This is a genomic window from Paraperibacillus esterisolvens (assembly GCF_046237625.1).
Lineage (GTDB): Bacteria > Bacillota > Bacilli > Bacillales > DSM-1321 > Paraperibacillus > Paraperibacillus esterisolvens.
Genome location: NZ_CP143545.1, coordinates 4,187,895 through 4,207,356 on the forward strand (window position 1 = coordinate 4,187,895; position 19,462 = coordinate 4,207,356).

General features: G+C 46.5%; 18 protein-coding genes, 1 pseudogene and 1 riboswitch. Of the genes and pseudogenes, 7 read left to right on the top strand and 12 right to left on the bottom strand.

Features of this window, described 5'->3' with window-relative positions; translation table 11 throughout:
* Positions 1-10: 10 nt before the first annotated feature.
* From V1501_RS21000 to V1501_RS21025, 6 genes are all read right to left on the bottom strand, one after another.
* Entirely contained in the window at positions 11-373 is a 363-nt protein-coding gene (locus tag V1501_RS21000; protein WP_409290812.1) for an ArsR/SmtB family transcription factor, read from the bottom strand.
* Positions 342-737 carry an SRPBCC family protein gene (locus V1501_RS21005; protein ID WP_409293487.1) on the bottom strand — a complete coding sequence of 132 codons (396 nt, stop codon included), beginning with the start codon at positions 735-737 and terminating at the stop codon, positions 342-344. The genes V1501_RS21000 and V1501_RS21005 overlap by 32 nt, the downstream gene beginning before the upstream one ends.
* Positions 738-1,077: 340 nt before the next feature.
* Positions 1,078-1,707, bottom strand: a complete 630-nt coding sequence (locus V1501_RS21010) for a flavodoxin family protein (RefSeq protein WP_409290813.1) — start codon at positions 1,705-1,707, stop codon at positions 1,078-1,080.
* 138 nt (positions 1,708-1,845) lie between these two features.
* Complete coding sequence (locus V1501_RS21015) at positions 1,846-2,982, bottom strand: glycerate kinase (RefSeq protein ID WP_409290814.1); 1,137 nt, start codon at positions 2,980-2,982, stop codon at positions 1,846-1,848.
* 46 nt (positions 2,983-3,028) lie between these two features.
* On the bottom strand, positions 3,029-4,297 hold the full coding sequence (locus tag V1501_RS21020; protein WP_409290815.1) for a GntP family permease: 1,269 nt from the start codon (positions 4,295-4,297) through the stop codon (positions 3,029-3,031).
* 122 nt (positions 4,298-4,419) lie between these two features.
* Positions 4,420-5,529, bottom strand: coding sequence for a CdaR family transcriptional regulator (locus tag V1501_RS21025; RefSeq protein ID WP_409290816.1), 1,110 nt, complete (start codon positions 5,527-5,529; stop codon positions 4,420-4,422).
* A 151-nt stretch (positions 5,530-5,680) separates the two neighbouring features.
* On the opposite strand from V1501_RS21025, the gene V1501_RS21030 reads away from it, so the two are divergent.
* Positions 5,681-6,172, top strand: coding sequence for an MBL fold metallo-hydrolase (locus V1501_RS21030; protein ID WP_409290817.1), 492 nt, complete (start codon positions 5,681-5,683; stop codon positions 6,170-6,172).
* 254 nt (positions 6,173-6,426) lie between these two features.
* Here the strand turns inward: V1501_RS21030 and V1501_RS21035 are convergent.
* Positions 6,427-7,359, bottom strand: a pseudogene (locus V1501_RS21035) (L-lactate dehydrogenase).
* A 234-nt stretch (positions 7,360-7,593) separates the two neighbouring features.
* A complete protein-coding gene (locus V1501_RS21040; protein ID WP_409290818.1) occupies positions 7,594-8,628 on the bottom strand; it encodes a GGDEF domain-containing protein in 1,035 nt (344 codons plus the stop codon).
* Positions 8,629-8,944: 316 nt separating this feature from the next.
* Between V1501_RS21040 and ahpC the strand changes: the two genes are divergently transcribed.
* Positions 8,945-9,508, top strand: a complete 564-nt coding sequence (gene ahpC, locus V1501_RS21045; protein WP_409290819.1) for an alkyl hydroperoxide reductase subunit C — start codon at positions 8,945-8,947, stop codon at positions 9,506-9,508.
* A 13-nt stretch (positions 9,509-9,521) separates the two neighbouring features.
* The gene (ahpF, locus tag V1501_RS21050) at positions 9,522-11,051 is read left to right on the top strand and encodes an alkyl hydroperoxide reductase subunit F (RefSeq protein WP_409290820.1); all 1,530 of its coding nucleotides are present in this window, start codon (positions 9,522-9,524) and stop codon (positions 11,049-11,051) included.
* A 220-nt stretch (positions 11,052-11,271) separates the two neighbouring features.
* On the opposite strand, the gene V1501_RS21055 is transcribed toward ahpF, so the two are convergent.
* Entirely contained in the window at positions 11,272-12,321 is a 1,050-nt protein-coding gene (locus tag V1501_RS21055) for an LLM class flavin-dependent oxidoreductase (protein ID WP_409290821.1), read from the bottom strand.
* 170 nt (positions 12,322-12,491) lie between these two features.
* Here V1501_RS21055 and V1501_RS21060 point away from each other — a divergent pair, with 170 nt between their 5' ends.
* The 3 genes from V1501_RS21060 to V1501_RS21070 all read left to right on the top strand — a co-directional run bounded on the left by V1501_RS21060 (position 12,492) and on the right by V1501_RS21070 (position 14,731).
* Positions 12,492-13,472, top strand: a complete 981-nt coding sequence (locus V1501_RS21060; RefSeq protein WP_409290822.1) for a glutathione S-transferase family protein — start codon at positions 12,492-12,494, stop codon at positions 13,470-13,472.
* Between the two features lie 16 nt (positions 13,473-13,488).
* Positions 13,489-13,998 (top strand): GNAT family N-acetyltransferase, encoded by a 510-nt coding sequence (locus V1501_RS21065; protein WP_409290823.1) that lies wholly within the window; start codon positions 13,489-13,491, stop codon positions 13,996-13,998.
* Positions 13,999-14,197: 199 nt separating this feature from the next.
* Positions 14,198-14,731, top strand: a complete 534-nt coding sequence (locus V1501_RS21070) for an ECF transporter S component (RefSeq protein ID WP_409290824.1) — start codon at positions 14,198-14,200, stop codon at positions 14,729-14,731.
* 167 nt (positions 14,732-14,898) lie between these two features.
* Here the strand turns inward: V1501_RS21070 and V1501_RS21075 are convergent, their stop codons facing one another.
* A complete protein-coding gene (locus tag V1501_RS21075) occupies positions 14,899-15,531 on the bottom strand; it encodes a copper homeostasis protein CutC (protein ID WP_409290825.1) in 633 nt (210 codons plus the stop codon).
* A gap of 262 nt (positions 15,532-15,793) precedes the next feature.
* Between V1501_RS21075 and V1501_RS21080 the strand changes: the two genes are divergently transcribed.
* The gene (locus tag V1501_RS21080) at positions 15,794-16,303 is read left to right on the top strand and encodes a DUF4188 domain-containing protein (protein WP_409290826.1); all 510 of its coding nucleotides are present in this window, start codon (positions 15,794-15,796) and stop codon (positions 16,301-16,303) included.
* A 46-nt stretch (positions 16,304-16,349) separates the two neighbouring features.
* Here the strand turns inward: V1501_RS21080 and V1501_RS21085 are convergent, their stop codons facing one another.
* Both V1501_RS21085 and V1501_RS21090 read right to left on the bottom strand, forming a co-directional pair.
* Positions 16,350-17,690, bottom strand: coding sequence for an amino acid permease (locus V1501_RS21085; protein ID WP_409290827.1), 1,341 nt, complete (start codon positions 17,688-17,690; stop codon positions 16,350-16,352).
* 119 nt (positions 17,691-17,809) lie between these two features.
* A riboswitch (glycine riboswitch) is annotated at positions 17,810-17,891 on the bottom strand.
* 298 nt (positions 17,892-18,189) lie between these two features.
* Positions 18,190-19,410: a TerD family protein gene (locus tag V1501_RS21090; protein WP_409290828.1), complete on the bottom strand. Its 1,221-nt coding sequence runs from the start codon at positions 19,408-19,410 to the stop codon at positions 18,190-18,192.
* Positions 19,411-19,462 lie beyond the last annotated feature (52 nt).

Here is a 19,462-nt window from a genome sequence, read left to right on the forward strand (position 1 = left end):
CCCATATTCATTACAGATTACTATCCCTCTCTACATAATCCTTGAGGGCAGCAAGCCTGTCGTCCCAGTATTCCTCAAAAAAGGACACCCAGTCCTTAATTTCTGCCAATGGCCCGGCGTTAAGCGTATACCGCATTTCCCGCCCTACCTTCCGGCGTCGGACAAGGCCGGCATCTGAAAGGTAGATTAAATGCTTTTTAACTCCGGTCCTGCTGATCGGGAAACAATCTGAAATCGCCGCGATCGGCATCTCCTTATCTGAAAGAAGCTTCAGCATCCTGCGCCGGACAGGGTCGGCGACTGCCCGGAATACATCATGTGCAGCGGAAGTTTCCCCCACATTAAGCCTCAAGATAAGCTGGGAGCTTTTCATTGACGATTTTTTCCCAGCCGCCATCCATGATTTCTCTTATTTTCAACTTATCAGCATTCCAGCCAGAATGTATCAGGGTAAATTCTGTTTCCCCTTCTTCTGTCTCTTTCAATTCAAAAGTAAGATGCCATTCCTTATCCCAGTCAAATCCGATCCGGTTTGGCGGCTCCAATTGCGTAATTTTACATGGTGAGTCTCCAAATTGACCTGTATGCAGGACAAATTCATGACCCAGCACAGGCTCCATAGTATTGTCCATCCACCAGGCTGCAAGGCCCGCTGATGTTGAGACAGCCCTCCACACCTTCTCGATTGTTGCTTTAAGCACAATGGTCTTTCGAATTTCCGGCAAATCATTTTTCATCATATAAACCTCCAATATTAAAATAACACCTTTTGGTGTCATTTTAACATACTGCCAGCTTGTTCTCAAGTGCTCAGAGTAATTTCTGTGTGAATTTGCTTCTCTATATACCGGGCTGCCTGTATGATTGCTTGAGTGTATGTATTCAATGATGGCCCCTCCTCTGCCGCTCGCGTTCTATGATTCAATTATAAAAGGTTTTTATTTATATTTTTTGATCTCAATTGCTATTTTTATATAAAAGTGAAAAAAAGCCGTTATCCCGTAGAGGGAACGGCTTTCATCATATGTTTCACGTGGAACATCGAGATCTGGATGCGATCAATCAAACGCCCTATCTTCAGCTTTCTATTACGTTTCCCTCAGCAGGAATCGGATGTTCCTTTAAAAGCCTGGCAAAGTGAATGAGATTATGACCCAGGATTTTAGCATGCTGCATCGTGAATTCATTTTGATTTCCCTTCGCTTCTATATAGGATGGCCCGGGGCCTGCTTCGCCAACCCAATACGTATCCGCATTTGGCGGTATGGTGAACCCGATATGTGACAATCCATAAATGAGGTAGCTCGCTACATTCTTAGCGCCATCCTCATTCCCGGTCACAACCGCACCTCCTACCTTGTTGTAATACAGATATTGTCCTTTCTCATTGGTAAGGCTGCTTCCTCCATATAACCTCTCCACAGTCAGTGTTGCCAGGCTGCTTTGCTCTCCCAGCCAGACAGGGGAACCAATCACCACAATATCCGCCTGCTTCACTTTCTCAAAGATGACCGGCCATTCATCCCGCTCATCCACCGCTTCATATGTGATGCCAAAGCCAATATGATAATCAGCCATCGTGAGGACTTCCGTAACCGCCCCATATTCATTAAAAACTTTAATTACCTCATCAAGCAATGCGCCTGTATTTGAAGGCTGGCTGCTTCCTTTGAGCGTGCAATTTAGAATCAATGCTTTAATTGTCATCCCTTCATCCCCTTTTGGAAAGATATAAGGGTCTTTTTCCCTAAGGGAGACGCACATAACCACCACAGGGATCCGCAATGGATCCATGATGGTTTTTCTTCAAAAAAAGCAGCTGCCGCTGGCAGCTCCTCCTGTTATTTACCTTTTGGCTATCTTCATAGCTGCCGCAATGCTCCTTGCTGTTCTTTCGATATACTCTCCTGCATGTTCCAATGCATCCGGGAGTGTGGTTATGCCGGGAACGATGGTGAAAAGTGCATCAATTCCATGCTCATAAACCACTTCGCTGTCCATCGACAGTGATCCTGCCATGGCAATGACTGGCACACCATATTTTTTTGCAGCCTTTGCTACTCCTATTGGCGTTTTTCCATGGATGGTCTGGCTGTCGATGCGCCCTTCACCCGTTATGACCAGGTCGGCATCCTTCACAGCTTCCTCAAATCTCACAGCTTCGAGGACAATCTGGACTCCTTTTTTCAATTCAGCTTGAAGGAAAGCGAGCAGCCCCGCACCCAGACCACCCGCTGCACCGGCACCCTCTGTATCTCTGAAGGATTTCCCGAGCGCTCTTTCTGCTATGTCGGCAAAGTGTGTGAGATTCTGGTCAAGCAGCTCTACCATTTCTGGACTGGCGCCTTTTTGAGGGCCAAAGACAGCTGATGCGCCGCTCCGCCCTGTCAATGGATTATCCACATCGCACGCTGCTTCAATTCTTACATTCTGCAATCTCACATCCAGGCCGGACAAGTCGATTGTGTCAAGCTCACGAAGTGCACCGCCTCCAGGACCTATTTCTTTACCGGCAGCATCCAGCAGTCTTCCCCCAAGCGCCTGGATCATCCCAGCGCCTCCATCATTCGTGGCACTTCCGCCAATTCCAATGATGATATGCTTTACGCCCGTATCAAGTGCTGCAGCAATTAACTCTCCCGTTCCCCTGGTTGTTGTGACCAGCGGGTTACGCTCTGCAGGAGGCACCAGGTGCAGCCCGGAAGCAGCCGCCATCTCAATCACAGCCGTCTGCCCATCGCCGCTAAGCCCATAGAATGCTTTAACAGGCTTGCCAAGCGGGCCGGTCACGGTCCGCTCCTCTATTCTGCCCCCCGTGGCATCCACCAGTGACTGTACCGTTCCTTCTCCGCCGTCTGCCATCGGCAGCCTGCAATATTCTGCATCAGGGAAGATGGATTTGAATCCTGTCTCAATGGCACGGGCAGCTTCCAGTGAAGTTAAGCTCTCTTTAAATGAATCAGGTGCTATCACGATCTTCATGGTCCCTATCCTCCCTTTCTTATAAATTCCGCTTTCCTGCATCCTGCTATCCAAACAGCTTAAACACCCCGAAAATGAGTGTAGATATGACGGCGAGAGTCAAACCGACCAGCGATTCATATGGCATTAGCTTCAATCGTTCTTTAATATCCATATTGACGCTTCCTGCTGTAGCGTGGAAAAAGCTGCCGTGCGGCAGATGGTCGAGCACTGTAGCACCGGCATGAATCATGGCCGCACCGGCAAGGGCAGATACTCCAAGGCCCAGAATGGTGCTGCTGAATACGCCGCTGGCCACTGCTGTCCCTGCTGTAGTAGAGGCTGTTGCAGCCGACATGAATATTCCTGAAGCCGGGGCAAGCAGGTAGGCCGGCAGGCCGGAAGAGCTTAATGCATCTATAAATACATCTTTTAATCTAGAATTGGCTATGATGCCCGCCAAGGTCCCGGTTCCGAGGAGCATGATGGCCACTCCTGACATCCTGGTTAACCCGGATATCGCATAATCATTGATTTTCCTGGTCTTTTTCATGGCAATGGCACCAGCCATTCCTCCAATTGGGAGGGCAACCATCGGATCGATGCTGATATCAAATAATGGCCTCAGGGCAAGCAGAATGATTGTAACCAGAGGACCGGCAAGGGCTGTGATAAATAAAGGCACTTTTGAGTTCTCTATCATTTCTATATCCCCGCTTATTACTGCAGAGCCTTTATGGACAAGTTTCTTCGCGATGATATAGGTGACTGCTAGTCCGAATATGGCTGGAATGATGCCGGCAGCCATTATAGAGGTAAGCGGTACGTTAAAGGTATCAGAGGCTGCAATCGCATTTGGATTTGGCGACATGAGGTTCCCCGCCTTGCCTCCACCTATCATGGCAATCAATATGGCCGTTTTGGACAGCTTTGCCCTCTGGGCGATGGCAAGCGCAATCGGCGAAACAGTAATGACCGCTACGTCTATAAAGACTCCGACTGCTGTCAGGATCATGGTGGCTATCGCGAGAGCGAGCAGTGCACGAGCCTCACCCAGTTTTTTGACGATCGTTTCGGCAATGGACAAGGCCGCCCCGGATTCAATCAGTACACCGGCCAGGATCCCGGCAGCCAGAATTCTAAGCACAGCGGGAATGATGCCTTTGGCACCTTCCATCATCAAATTTACGGTATCTGTAATATTAACTCCGCCAATGAGGCCGCCAATCAATGCTCCGGCTATCATCCCATAAGCTGGCGGCACCTTTTTCAGGATCAATATGATGGCAATGACAAGGGCACAGACAGCCCCGAAAGCGCTTACTGTAATATCCATGCAGTTTCCCCTCCGCTATTTTGCTAGTTTTCTATATTGTAAGCGGTTTCTGATGAGTTTACATTGTGAATGGTGATGAAATTTGCCCGCTTTTCCCTCTCACTGATTGTGCAAATGCACAATCATCTCAGCTCATGAACCAATCTCGCGGTATACAGCTCCATAAGATCTTTTACATTCCGGGGATCTTTACTTGTCATCTCAGCAATTTTGTCCAGCCGGTACCTCAGTGTATTTCGGTGAATGAAAAGACTCTCTGCCACCCTGCTCAAGTCTCCTCCCTCTTTTATATATACATCAAGTGTATGTACAAGCTCCTTGTTTCCCTGCCCCAAAAGTTTCTGATAAAAAGAGAATGCTGGCTGATCATATTCATCCTTCGCAAGCTTTACAAGCATTGTCTCTATCCTGAGATCTTCATAGCGGTAGATGCTGGCATCCGGAAGAATCCTGCTTCCTGCAAGGATTGCTCTCTGTGCCTGCTGAAAGGAATACTTTAATTCCTTAAGGCCGGGTGCCATTCCGCCGCTGCCGATCAGCATTCCTCCCTCTGCAGCTGCCAGAAGCCTCTTCAGAAAAGCTGTCAATTCGTCTGGAGGAACTGTTCCGGCCTTCTCTTTAAGGATGACGATTTCATTTCCCAGCGTTACACCGGCCAGGTCATTCTTCCCTAGCTGATATTGAACAGATTTAATCAGCTCCTGATTTGCATCTGGATCTACTGGCTTTAAAACTATCGCCATTCTGGGCTTTGCTAAATCCAGTCCCAATATCCCTGCACGTTCCTTGATCCAGTCCTCATTCAAGCCTTCTTCTGATATGAGCTGATTCACGATCTCACTTTGAATCCTTTGCTTCCATTGGACTCTCTCCAGTAAAAAGGATTGCTCCAGTACTAATTCTGCCGCCATTTTCACAAGCTGGGCGTAATGCTGGATCTGCCGGGGCTCCCCGGTAATCCCCACCACACCAACTATTTGTTTATTGAAGCGGATTGGAAGATTGATCCCCGGCTTAGAGCCTTTCATCCTTCCAGCCCTGTCTTCATCAATCTCCAGACTCTCCCCATTTTTAAGAACAAGAACTGCCCCGTCATGAAGCTGATGAATCCTCCCGCTGTCACCTGAACCTATGATGATTCCTTTTTCGTTCATCACATTGATATTTGTATTTATGATTTTCATGGTCCGATCCACAATTTCCTGTGCCAGCTCATGAGTTAAAAACTGCATGCTTCATACCTGCCTTCCCTTATGTACCATCCTGATCGATACTATTAGTTTATCACTTCATTCCCTATTTAATTGGCTCGTGAGGAAGGTTTCCATGCAGCCTATGTGGAATTTTAATCACTGGGAATATAATGGGATGGAGGAAACACTGATGGACTACTTACTCGAAAGAGCTGGAGACGGCATTTATGCTCTCGCAATATGGGATTCCAGCTGGAATTCTTATAATAACTGCTATATTTTACTGGGTGATAAAGGGGTAGCTCTCATTGACTGCGGAAAAAAGGAGCACTCGCCTTATCTCATACAAGCACTGCATGAGCTTGGCAGGACTCCAGAGGACGTATCTCTCCTTTTAGCCACCCATGGACATGAAGATCATATCCAGAACGAAGATTTATTTCCTCATGCAAAAAAATATATCCACCCTCTTGATAAGGAGCTTAGTGCACGTCCTGACAGCTTCCAGGCATTGAATGACCGCGGGGATTTCGAAGGATTTCAGTATGAACTTGCTGGTTTTCACAGCCCTGGTTCAGTGATTCTCTTCCATAAAGAATCCCGCACTCTCTTCTCTGGGGATTTCCTTTGCTTTTTCGGCGATCCGCTTCCAAAAGGAAGGTCTCGTTTCAAAGGGCAGTGAGCTGAGGGATGCATGGCTTCAGTATATAAAGGATGGCGGCGTACCTGCCGGGCAGCTGGAGCCTTTTACAGAAGGTCTGAAGCAATTACAAGCCTTTGAGGCTGAAACCTTGTGCACGGGGCATGGGGGGGTGCTGGCTGGGGATATTGGAGGGTTTTTTGCTGACCTTTTGGAGGCGGGATCAAAGCTATGAAAAACTAAAGGAACCAAGGCTGCTGCCCTGATTCCTTTTTTCTCTTTATTCCGGATTTAGCTTATTCAAACACACTTGCTTGTATGGCTTTTAAGGTGCTGACCGACTGCGCAAGCTTCTCTTTTTCACTTTCATCCAATGAAAGCTCCATAATATTCTTGATCCCGGAGCGGTTAATGGTGACAGGCATGCCGATGAACACATCACTATGCCCGTTCTCGCCTTCCAGCAGGACGCCTGCAGGGAGTACAGCATTCTCATTCTTCAATATCGCCTTTGTGATCCTGGCCAGTCCCATGGCGATTCCATAGTAAGTGGCACCCTTGGCTTCGATGATTTTATAAGCTGCGTCCCTGACCTCCCGGGCTATTTCCTCTTTTCTTTCCTGAGTCAATTTCGGTGCAATCGGTGTTCCCTAAATATTGGCTGTGCTCCAGACCGGGACCTGGGAATCCCCATGCTCGCCGATGATATAGGCATGGATGCTTGCCGGGGCTGTATCAAACTCTTCCCCAAGCATGGAGCGGAATCTTGCTGTATCAAGCATAGTCCCGGAACCAATGATTCTTTCTTTTGGGAGCCCAGAGAATTTCCAGACGGCATAAGACAGAATATCGACCGGGTTCCCCGCTGTCAGGAAACTGCCATTGAAGCCGGAAGCCATGATTTGCGCAACGATGCTTTTATATATGTTTACATTTTTACTTAACAGCTCCAGCCGGGTTTCTCCAGGTTTCTGTGCTGCTCCTGCGCACAATACGACGATGGCTGCGTCCCGGCAGTCGGTATAGGATCCAAATTTGATATGGACCGGACTTGGGGCATACACCATCCCGTGAGCAAGATCCATTACATCGCCTTTTGCTTTTTCCTCATTCAAGTCCACCACAACCAATTCATCACACAGCCCTTGATTGATCAGTGAATAAGCATAGCTTGAACCAACAGCTCCTGTTCCTACTAAAACGACTTTATTTCCCTTTATGAGGTTCATCTGAACAGCCTCCCATTTTGTGAATGAATTCACATTATTTTAAGGGTTCTTCCTATGATAAATAAGTTAAACTATATAGAGATATTGTATTATATGAATAGAATAAAACCTACTTTTCATCTAAATATTGTGAAGTAATTCACAAATAAATTATATTATATTTCCTTTCTTCACGCAAGTTCTTAAATGCAGCATAAAAGCCCTAAAAGCAAGACTTCAAGGGCTTTCTCAGCATTAAACCAGCGTAACCATGTTCCGTCCATTATTTTTCGATATATACAGCCCCTGATCCGCCCTGATGAGCAGTGAGTCGACCGTATCCCCCTGCCTGAATTCCGTCACACCAAAGCTGACCGTCTGCCTGCCGGCATGGGTAAAAGGGAAGTTCCGGATCTGCTCCAGCAGATGCGCCGCCAGCGATGCACCCTCTTCTCCTGATAAATCAGTAAGGATAATGAACTCTTCCCCGCCCCATCTTCCAAACAATTCATGTTCTGATAGAAAGCTTTTTACCAGTGATGACAGTTCCCTTAAGACAGAATCACCAGACTTATGACCAAAATGATCGTTGACCTTTTTAAAGTGGTCCACGTCAAAGAAAATAAGCGTCAGCCTTTTGCCTGAACCCTGCAGATCTTGGATGCGGCTTTCTAATGAAGCATCAATGTGATGCCGGTTGGAGATGCCTGTCAGTGCATCCGTAAAGGCGTATTTTTTTATCCCCTCAATCTCGGTAAACAGGCTGAAAAGATAGATGGAAGAATAAAAGACCAATATGTAAAAAAGGTAAGCAAAATAAAACTGAGCCAATGATACCAAAGAGCTGCCCGTCAGATGTGAAAGATTGCCGATACCAATCATTAATAAAATCAAGAAAACAGCGAGGGAGTAAACAGTCCCCTGTCTGCCTCTTAAAATCAAAAAGAATGTCAGCAGTACCGCCGGCACCCATATTACAGATACACCGATTTTCACATCCTGTCCCACACCTAAAGAATGAATAATGGCATCGTAGACAATGGCTATATGAGCAAAGGTTATAATAAAAAGTGTCGACAGCTCCACAAAGCGCATTAGGCGCTTTCTATATACCAGAATCCAGCTTAGCAGATACCATGCCAGCAGGAACTTTGACAGGAAGATGGAAAGCCCCTTCTGTTCTTTATTGGTCTCCATAAAAATATAAGTGATGATTGCCAATACAATCAGAGGAATCATGCTTAAATACAGCACCCTCTTAAACTCCTCAAAAGATGCAAATTTTTTCAATATCGTTATCTCCTCTGGTATGGCAATACTATTATTCTCTCGTTTTAAAAAGTCCAGCTTGTCATACCTGCTATATTACTTATAATATTTATCGGAGAATATAGGTTTATTTATATCTTCATTTCAAACTTTTTGAAATCAAAATTTTTTTCCTGCCTGTAATTTGTAATAAAATGTTCACAATACCAGGGCAATTTTTTTAAAAAAAGCCAAATGAAAATCTTTCTCTTTGACAATGCAATAGGTTTTATATAATAATGAATCTCGAATTAGAATTATTCTAATGAGAAGCTCAACTTACAGGAGGATGTTACATATGTCTTTAATTGGATCAGAAGTAAAACCATTCGCAGCAAAAGCTTTCCAAAATGGTGATTTCATCGATGTGTCAGAAGCGGAATTCAAAGGAAAATGGAGTGTTGTATGCTTTTATCCGGCCGACTTCACTTTCGTTTGCCCAACAGAACTAGAAGATCTGCAGAACGAATATGCCACTCTTAAAGACCTTGGCGTCGAAGTATATTCCGTTTCTACTGATACACATTTTACACATAAAGCATGGCATGACAATTCAGATACGATTGGCAAAATCGAATACATCATGATTGGTGACCCTTCACAAAAAATCTCAAGGAACTTCGATGTATTAAACGAAGAAGAAGGACTTGCTGACCGCGGTACTTTCATCATTGATCCGGATGGTGTGATTCAAACCGTTGAAATCAATGCAGACGGCATCGGACGCGACGCAAGCACACTGGTCAACAAAATCAAAGCTGCTCAATATGTACGAAACAACCCAGGCGAAGTATGCCCGGCTAAATGGCAGGAAGGCTCTGAAACTCTGAAGCCAAGCCTTGACCTTGTAGGAAAAATTTAAGGAGTTTGATTCCATGTTATTAGATGCAGATATAAAGGCACAGTTAGCCCAATATCTTCAACTGCTAGAGGGCGATGTCCTGTTGAAGGTCAGCGCAGGATCAGATGATGTATCCCGCGACATGCTGGCTTTAGTTGATGAATTGGCTTCTATGTCAGCAAACATCAAGGTTGAAACCGCCCAGCTGCAAAGAACACCGAGCTTCAGCGTGAACCGAATCGGCGAAGATACAGGTGTCACCTTTGCGGGAATCCCTTTAGGGCATGAATTCACTTCCCTTGTACTTGCACTTCTGCAGGTGAGCGGAAGAGCCCCTAAAGTGGATCAGAAAATAATCGAGCAAATCAAAAAGATAGAAGGTCAGTATCACTTTGATTCCTATATTTCCTTAAGCTGCCACAATTGTCCTGATGTCGTACAGGCGCTAAACTTGATGAGCATCCTGAACGAAGGCATCACCCATACTATGATTGACGGCGCCGCTTTTAAGGAAGAAGTGGAATCAAAGGATATTATGGCCGTGCCGACCGTGTTCCTGAATGGCGAATCTTTCGGATCCGGCCGCATGACGCTAGAGGAAATCCTCGCTAAATTGGGGAACGGACCTGATGCAGCAGAGCTTGCTGATAAAGATCCGTATGATGTTCTCGTAGTTGGCGGCGGACCAGCCGGTGCAAGTGCTGCAATTTATGCAGCCCGTAAAGGCATCCGCACCGGAATCGTCGCTGAGCGCTTTGGCGGCCAGGTGATGGACACATTGGGCATCGAGAACTTCATAAGTGTCAAGCATACTGAAGGCCCTAAGCTTGTAGCAAGCCTGGAAGAACATGTAAAAGAATATGGCATTGATGTGATGAACCTGCAGCGTGCCAAGCGGCTCGAAAAGAAAGATCACATCGAGCTGGAGCTTGAAAACGGTGCTGTTCTTAAAAGCAAGACCATCATCCTTTCAACGGGTGCCCGCTGGCGCAATGTCGGCGTCCCAGGCGAAGCCGAGTTTAAGAATAAAGGCGTGGCATACTGCCCGCACTGTGACGGACCGTTATTTGAAGGAAAGCATGTAGCAGTAATCGGCGGCGGAAACTCCGGCATCGAGGCAGCCATTGACCTCGCAGGAATCGTGAAGCATGTTACTGTTCTCGAATTCATGCCTGAGCTTAAAGCAGATGCTGTACTGCAGGACCGCCTGTACAGCCTTCCTAATGTAACCGTCCTGAAAAACGTCCAGACCAAGGAAATTACGGGTACTGACAAGGTCAACGGCATTTCCTATATGGAACGCGACACAGAAACCATCCAGCATATCCAATTAGACGGTGTATTCGTTCAAATCGGCCTTGTGCCGAATACCGACTGGCTGGACGGCGTCTTGGACCGCACACGCATGGGAGAACTCGTGGTAGACAAGCACGGTTCCACAAGCATGCCTGGCGTCTTCGCCGCAGGAGATTGCACAGACAGCGCGTATAAGCAGATAATCATTTCTATGGGTTCAGGTGCTACTGCTGCACTTGGTGCATTTGATTATTTAATCCGGAATTGATGAAAAGCCGCTTTGCTATCTTTTGGATAGCGGGGCGGCTTTTTTTGAGTATACAAGTCTAATATAATGGAATAGCAGTGAACAAATCATACCCTTAATGAAGACCTTTTCTCTTTCACTTTCCACTCAAAATTCCTTCATACCTGCGATGAAGGACTTTTCACTTCCAATCCTGATCCGATTTGTCCTTCATCCACTCCGTCTCAATTAGCCTTCAATATCACTGCCGGCCTTCCCACTCCGCCACTTCTTCCCGGACAAGCGGCGCCACTTTTTTCCCCAGGAGTTCGATTGCCATCATGACATCTTCATGAGGCATGGAACCGACAGGCACATGGAGCATGAAGCGTGTGATGCCTACGTTTTTCCGGAGATGAATGATCTTTTGGGCTACTGTTTCCGGATTACCGACATATAGTGCTCCCTCGAAGCTGCGTGCTGCATCGAAAGTCGCACGGTCATAATGGCCCCAGCCGCGTTCCCTGCCGAGTACATTCATCACCTGCTGGGTCGGGGCGAAAAATTTATCGGCAGCCGTCTTATCATCTTCTGCAATAAATCCATGTGAATGGGATGCAATCAGCAGTTTGGCTGGATCGTGGCCAGCCTGTGCTGCCGCTTTTTTGTATAGCTGGACGAGCGGTGCGAACTGGACCGGCCTGCCGCCGATAATGGCGAGGACAAGCGGCAGCCCCATCAGGCCGGCCCGTATGACTGACTGGCTGTTGCCTCCGCTCCCTATCCACACTGGCAGCGGGTCCTGGACCGGTCTCGGATATACACCGAGATTGTTGATGGCCGCACGATGTTTTCCTGACCATGATACATATTCGGATTTCTGTAATGTGAGCAGCAAGTCCAGCTTTTCTTCAAATAGCTCATCATAATCATTCAAATCATACCCGAATAGCGGAAAGGACTCGATGAAGGAACCGCGGCCGGCCATGATTTCGGCCCGGCCATTTGAAATTCCATCCAGTGTGGCGAAGTCCTGGAACACACGGACCGGATCTGCAGAGGATAGGACCGTCACTGCACTTGTAAGCCTGATTCGCTTTGTCTGCGGGGCTGCAGCCGCCAGAACCACAGCAGGAGATGAGGCGGCAAAATCATGGCGGTGATGCTCCCCTACCCCAAACACATCAAGGCCCACTTGATCGGCCAGAACAATCTCCTCGACGACCTCCCTCAGGCGTTCAGCATGGCTGGCGACTTTCCCTGTTTTAATGTCAGGGGTTGTTTCTACGAACGTACTGATTCCAATTTCCAAAATATAAACCCTCCTGATTTCACTTTTATTCATTATACCTCGAATTCGAGATTTATCATTAAGAGGATTGTGTCTTTCTAAAAAAACTTCAGCAAATAATAGTCAGATAAATTATAATGGTTTCAAGATTTCTCATTTAAGAGAATTGAAAACAGGAGGGATGGCTATTTATGACTCAAGATAAACCAGCCGAAATTAATGCGGATGGATCCTTTAAACGTCAGGTGAACCAATTTTCCACTCCATTCGGCGGCAAGCCTGGCGAACTCCCGATTGAAGCGGGGCGCTACCGGCTATTATGGTCTGCTGCCTGTCCCTGGGCACATCGATCTGTTATTGCCCGCAGCCTGCTGGGACTGGAAGACGCCATCAGTCTTGGAACAGTAAGTCCCATGCGTCCAAAGCTTCCCCGGGTGGATTGGGAGTTCTCCCTCGATATTAACGGGGTAGATCCGGTTCTCGGAATTCAATTCATGAGCGAGATATACAAGAGTACCGATCCCGGCTATTCGGGCCGTCCGACAGTACCAGCAATGGTGGATACTCTCTCTCAAAAAGTTGTGAACAATGATTACTTTAAATTGACTAATTATCTGGAAACCGTCTGGCGGCCATTCCATAAGGAAAATGCCCCCAATCTATACCCGGCGAATCTGCGGACGGAAATAGACCACTTAAATGAAATCATTTTTTCGGATATAAACAACGGTGTTTATAAGTGCGGGTTTGCACAGTCACAAGAATCATATGAAGCTGCTTATGAAATTTTGTTCCGCCGCCTTGATGAGATGGATAGACGCCTGGCCAGTCAGCGTTTTTTATTTGGAAACAGCATAACCGATTCAGATATCAGGCTCTATACCACGCTCGTTCGTTTTGATGCTGCCTATTACACAGCTTTTAATACCAATCATAAATTAATCCGTGAATACGATAATCTGTGGGGCTATGCACGTGATTTATTCCAAACTCCCGGCTTCGGTGACACCACAGATTTTGACGCGATTAAAAGACATTATCATTTATCCATAACAATTTCTCCTGACAAAGAAGAACCGAAGATCCTGCCAATGGGCCCGGATCTATCCGGCTGGCTGACGGAGCATGATAGAGATGTATTAAGCGGAACAAAGGAAAAATTTTTATTTTAAGGAGAGTGACCAAAACATGGGAACCATAGAAATACGCAGCGCTGAAAAGGCCATGCTGCCTGATATCCGCATTCAAAGGGTTGACGCCTACCGCCAATATATAGAGGTGCTTCCGGCCGATCATTGGAATGCACTGCACAAGGCTATTTCTTCAACTGCTGATGAACAGGATGGCGTAGAGCTGATTACGGCTTTGCTTGATGGGAAGCTGGCCGGGAGCGTGGCTTTGTTCCCTGCTAAAACGGATGCCTATGAGGGATATGTTGATGAACTGGACTATCCTGAAATCCGCATGCTGGCCGTGGCGCCGGAGGCAAGGGGAAAAGGCGCTGCCACCGCACTGATCAAAGAATGCATCAGGCGTGCCCGGGCAAAGGGATATGGGGCAATCGGCCTTCACACCGGTGAATTCATGAAAGATGCAATCAAAGTTTATGAGAGTTTTGGGTTTAAACGCCTGCCGCAGTTTGACTTTGAACCGGCAGATGACGGGATAATTGTCAGGGCATATCAGCTGAATATTTAAGATTTTGTGCTGATGATTATCCACAATTTTGACGTATAAAAAAGCACATCGCCAAGCTGATGTGCTTTTTTATGGATGGGAAAGAAAAACTGACCCCATCGTTTTTAACTAAATTGATACTTTTAAAAACACCAAACCTTTGATAAATTATCCATAATGCAAAAACGCATCCAGAAAAATATAAAGGAAGGTCATCCCTATGCAAAAAACTACTAATTATTCAAGCAGGCGCACGTTTGACTTAGTTCTGACATCCATGCTGATTGCGCTCGTCCTCGTTGCCACCCTTTTCTTGAATATTAAACTGCCGATCACGGCAAATGGCGGCCTGGTCCATCTCGGAACCGCCATGCTCTTTATTGTATCTTTCTTATTCGGCCCTAAAAAAGGCGCGATTGCCGGCGCAGTCGGAATGGGGCTGTTCGACTTGATTTCCGGCTGGACATTATGGGCTCCATTCTCCTTCTTGACCCGCGGCCTGCAAGGCTATATTGTCGGAAAAATCGCGCATTCCAGAGGGCGCAATGGAAGCAGCGTCGGAATGAATCTGCTCGCTGCCATCGTCTCCGCCCCGTTCATGCTTGCCGGCTATTATGTGTGTGAAGCCGTCTTATACAAAAGCTGGATTGTGCCAGCCGCATCCATCCCGGGTAATATCGTTCAGAACGTAATTGGGATCCTTGTAGCCATCCCGGTATGTGCTGTTTTGAAGAAGGTTCCGTATTTTAAATAAAATAAAAATACAAGCCAAAAGGAGAATGCCTGCTATGGGCATTCTCCTTTTGTTTACGAGCCGATTTAATTATAGTTAATAAAAAGTTGATTAAAATTAGGATCCAATATGGGGTCCTTGTCTTATGCATTATTGAAGATAAACAGCATTCTAAGCTGTTTCATCCTTTAACCTGCTACCCTCGTTCCATGAACCTCTCTAACCTGCAGAGCACTAGCAATGGAATGGACATTTTCCTCCGTAATCCCGCCGCCTGGCAGGATGATGATTCTTCCTGCTGCATAATCTACATATTCCTTTAGTCTCGGCAGGTTCTGTTCCATGCTGGTATCAAGTGGCCCGCCATGAGTTAAGATCCGTTGAACACCGCGCTCAGCCAGCCAGTCAATCGCATCAAATTGTCTATCAGGAGCTATGTGGTCAAATGCCATATGAAAGGTGACCTCAAGCCCCTCTGCCAGCTTCAGGAGGATAGACATTGCTTCTTCATCGATCCAGCCAGCTTCGGTCAAACAGCCTAACACCACTCCATCTGTGCCTAAATGTTTTAGATGAATCAGGTCCTGCTTCATGATTTCTATTTCTTCCTGGCTATAAATAAAATCCCCGCCCCTCGGCCGCACCATAGTCATGACCTTGACTCCCATTCCCCGGCAGTAATCAATAGCCCGCATGGCAACACCATGGCTGACCGTCGTGCCGCCTGTAGAGAGATTGTCACACAGCTCGATACGCTCTGCCCCTTTGGCAATCTTCTCCGGGATCGGTGCAAAGTTTTCTACACAGACTTCCCTGATCATAGATCAGCCACCTCCTTGCATCCTTAAGCTTGAGTCTTAGCATGGCTGCTCCTGCAGCTATTGTCTCCTGATACATTCAGCAGTATAAAAATATCTTAAAAATTCAGATCAGATTGAAATTTTTTCCTTCCTTATCTATCATAAAGATAAATGAATTTTTTTGCATCAGCGAAATGGGCAGCCAGTATTGGGTCCCTAATCCATGTGTACACAAAGTGTTTCGATGAACGATAAACAACCTTATATCACAGGAGGGATCACAATGGCTGCGCACATCCACAGCGGACGATTTACCACAAAGAACACAGATGACCTTGTAGTTTTTATTATCGGGATGAGAATCAATAAGCCCTGGGCTGTCCATAAATGGCTGCCTGTATTCAATGCGATGCCCGGGATGATCAGGGAACTATACACAAATAAGGACAGCCTGGGCTTTTTATCTATGGAAAGCTACTTTGGCCTCAGAACGACCTGCATGATTCAATATTGGCGGACGGCCGAGGATCTCCTTTCCTATGCAAAAAATGAGCGGCATTTGACGGCATGGAAGAATTTCAATATGAAAGCTGGCCGCAATGATGCGGTCGGAATTTATCATGAAACATACCAGGTCAAAGCCGGAAGCTATGAATCCATTTATGCCCATATGCCCGGCTATGGACTTGGTAAAGCGATGGAGCAAATGCCCGTTTCCACTGAATATAGTTCCGCTGCCAAGCGCCTTAGTCTCGAAAGTAAGGATGCTGAAGAACAGTTCCTTCAAAGCTAAGGAACCAACCTTGCATTCTATATGGAACCCAGATGCCCGCTATTCTTTATTGCTTCCTGTTAGATGAATACAATACAGCCAGCAGGATGAACCAGAGCGGTGTCCCCAGCAGGGCCGGACGCGTTGCTTCAGAGAAGAGCATAATCACCAGGATAATGGCAAACAGCGCCAGGACGGCATAGTTGATATAGGGTGCGAAAGGTGCCTTAAATGTGGACGCTGCCTGCAGTTCCGGCCGATTCTTCTTATACTTAATATGGCAGACCAAAATGATGCCCCACACCCAGATAAAGCAGATGGCACTGATGGTTGTGACGATACTGAATGCTTGTGCCGGAATCAGCTTGCTCAATAGAGCCCCGGCAGAAATGACGAGTGCTGACAAAAATAAGGCATGATCCGGCACATGGTTTTTATTCAGCTTCCCATACCGGGCAGGAGCCTGACGGTTACGGCTTAAACTGTATAAAATTCTGCTGGTTGAGAACATGCCGCTGTTGCAGGCTGAGGCCGCGGATGTGAGCACAACGAAATTGATGATTCCTGCAGCAACCGGGATTCCGATTAAAGCAAAAGTCTTCACAAAGGGACTTTCCGCTGCGTTCAATTCTGTCCAGGGGCTGATACTTAAAAGGACAATCAGCGCCCCCACATAGAAAAACAGGATTCTGAATGGGATTTTATTAATGGCTGAGGGAATGTTCTTCCTGGGGTTGGACGTTTCCGCAGCCGATACCCCCACTAATTCCACCCCAACAAAGGCAAACACAGCCATCTGGAAGGAAAGCAGGAAACCGGTCACTCCATTCGGAAACAGCCCTCCATGCGCCCACAGATTTTCAATGGTAACTTTGCCCCATTCTGTCTTGAAACCTGCCAATATTAAAATAACCCCTATTCCAATCAGGGCAAGGATTGTAACCACCTTGATCAGGGCAAACCAAAACTCCAATTCCCCAAACAGCTTTACCGTCAATAAATTGAAGCCTAATAAAATGACGAGGCAGATGACGGCCGGCACCCACTCGGGGATATTAAACCAGTACCGCACATACACGCCGACCGCGATGACGTCTGCCATGGCTGTCATAACCCAGCAGAACCAGTATGTCCATCCTGTTATAAATGCCGCCTTTGGCCCTAGATATTCTTCCGCTATATCCGGGAAGCTCTGATAACCTGCTTTGGACAGAAGCAGCTCCCCGAGCGCCCTCATCACAAAAAACAGAGCGGTACCCACCACTAAATATGCAAGGATGATCGACGGGCCTGCCAGCTGAATGGCTTTCCCGGACCCTAAAAATAACCCGGTACCAATCGTGCCGCCAATCGCAATCAACTGTACATGCCGATTCGCCAAATCCCTTTTTAACTCCTGCTGTGCCATTCCTGACTCCCCCTATTAGTAATTGAAAATAAAAAAAGAGATCGGAGGGCCTCCAATCTCTTTTACAAAAGAATAGTAAAATCATATTTTTACGCAAACAAAGCATAATAAATAAAATCTAATATCCTTCTGTCCTTTTGCCTGAGATTTTGAACCCTTCGGCGCCGTCTGAATTCAGACGGTCTCTCCAGAAACCGCTCCTGCTGTAGTGTGATCCACAGCCATCATTGCGAGTTATTCTATTATTTTAGTACGATAACTATTTTCACTATTTTAGTAGCTGTTACTGTCCCTGTCAACCAAGGGGTCCCGCCTTGACAGTTGACTTGCCTGCGCTTTTTATCTCAGCCCCTGCGGAACCCTAAACAGCTTAAACGTACTCGCGTTCATAACAACAATCGTTGAGAAATGATCCTATAAAAAAGCCAAATTCAAGTCCTTGAATTTAGCTTTTTTCATTTTCTATTTAAAAATGTATGAAACATTGCTTCGTACTGATCTACTTGTAATCATTGATCGGCCCTTCATCCATGATGACCTCTACCATATTGTAACGCCCCATCCTAAGCTTAGGGCGGCGTTCTGAGTTGGGTGCGCTGTAGAGCTCAAGCGGGCTTATGATGACTCCTTCCGGTGTGTTTTGAAGGATTCCGGGCACACAGGAATAGATTCTGTCATTGTCATTTGCGTTTTTGGCAGATATGGTCACGGAAGTTCCTTGATGATTGTCGATACTCATGGATACTTTGTATCGGTAGAATGAGCCTGTTCCATTGGACTGGGCAGAATACACGACCGGAACCACTGCGAGAATATCATCTGTCAGTCTTAACTTAATTTTCTCAGTCTTGGTTGATCCGCTGTTTCTCCTAACATCCCCCATATGTTCCACTGCTCCCCTGCCATAACTCTTCAGGGGAGGCGTTCCTTTCGCCCCAAACATGGCAACATCTACCTGCCTGCCATTCTTTGTGTACACCAGAGCGTATATATCATAATCTGTCCCCGTCTTCCAGGATACCGTTGCCGTGATTTCCGGTGTTTTATCAATGATAACAGGCTTTTGGCCTTTATTGAGATTGATCTTCCCCGTCACCTTCTCCAGATTGATGGAGGATAAAGTGTTTTGTTTTATTTCAGGGACCGCAGACACTGCTGGTGCTTCCTTCTGGATAGGTGCAGCCGTCTGGTTTTGCTCGGGTTCGACTTCAACACCGTAATTTTTACATAGCCCCGCAAGCCCAGAATCAAAACCGCGCCAGATAGACCGGGCCTTTGTCTGACCGTTCCATACATATAATTCTAATACGACGATTCCATTTTCCTTAGTGAAACTGGATGGCGTTAACTGGATCACACTTTGATCGGTACGGATCTCCGCCTTTAAATTCCTGACATTTGAAAACCCTGTGCTATTATCCTCTGTAAGCGTGATCGCTATTTTGGAAATACCAGCCGGGAGTTTGCTCAGATCAAAATGAATATTATGTACTTTCATATGACCAGCTGTCTCTGACGGCAGCAGGGACGCTGCACCGGACGGACTCACTGGCTGATTATAGAAGATAATCCCGCTGTCCCCCTGCACCTTGTCTACATCCGTTAAAAGGAAAGCTGTTAGTGACACATCGATTACATTAGAAGTCTCGTAGCTGACCGTAACATTGCCCTTTGGGGAACTTAACACCGTGTTGGCTCCCATTTGGAGAAATTGACTCATGCATATCACTCCTTCTAAAACCTATATCGCTCAACTAATTTTAATTCACTGC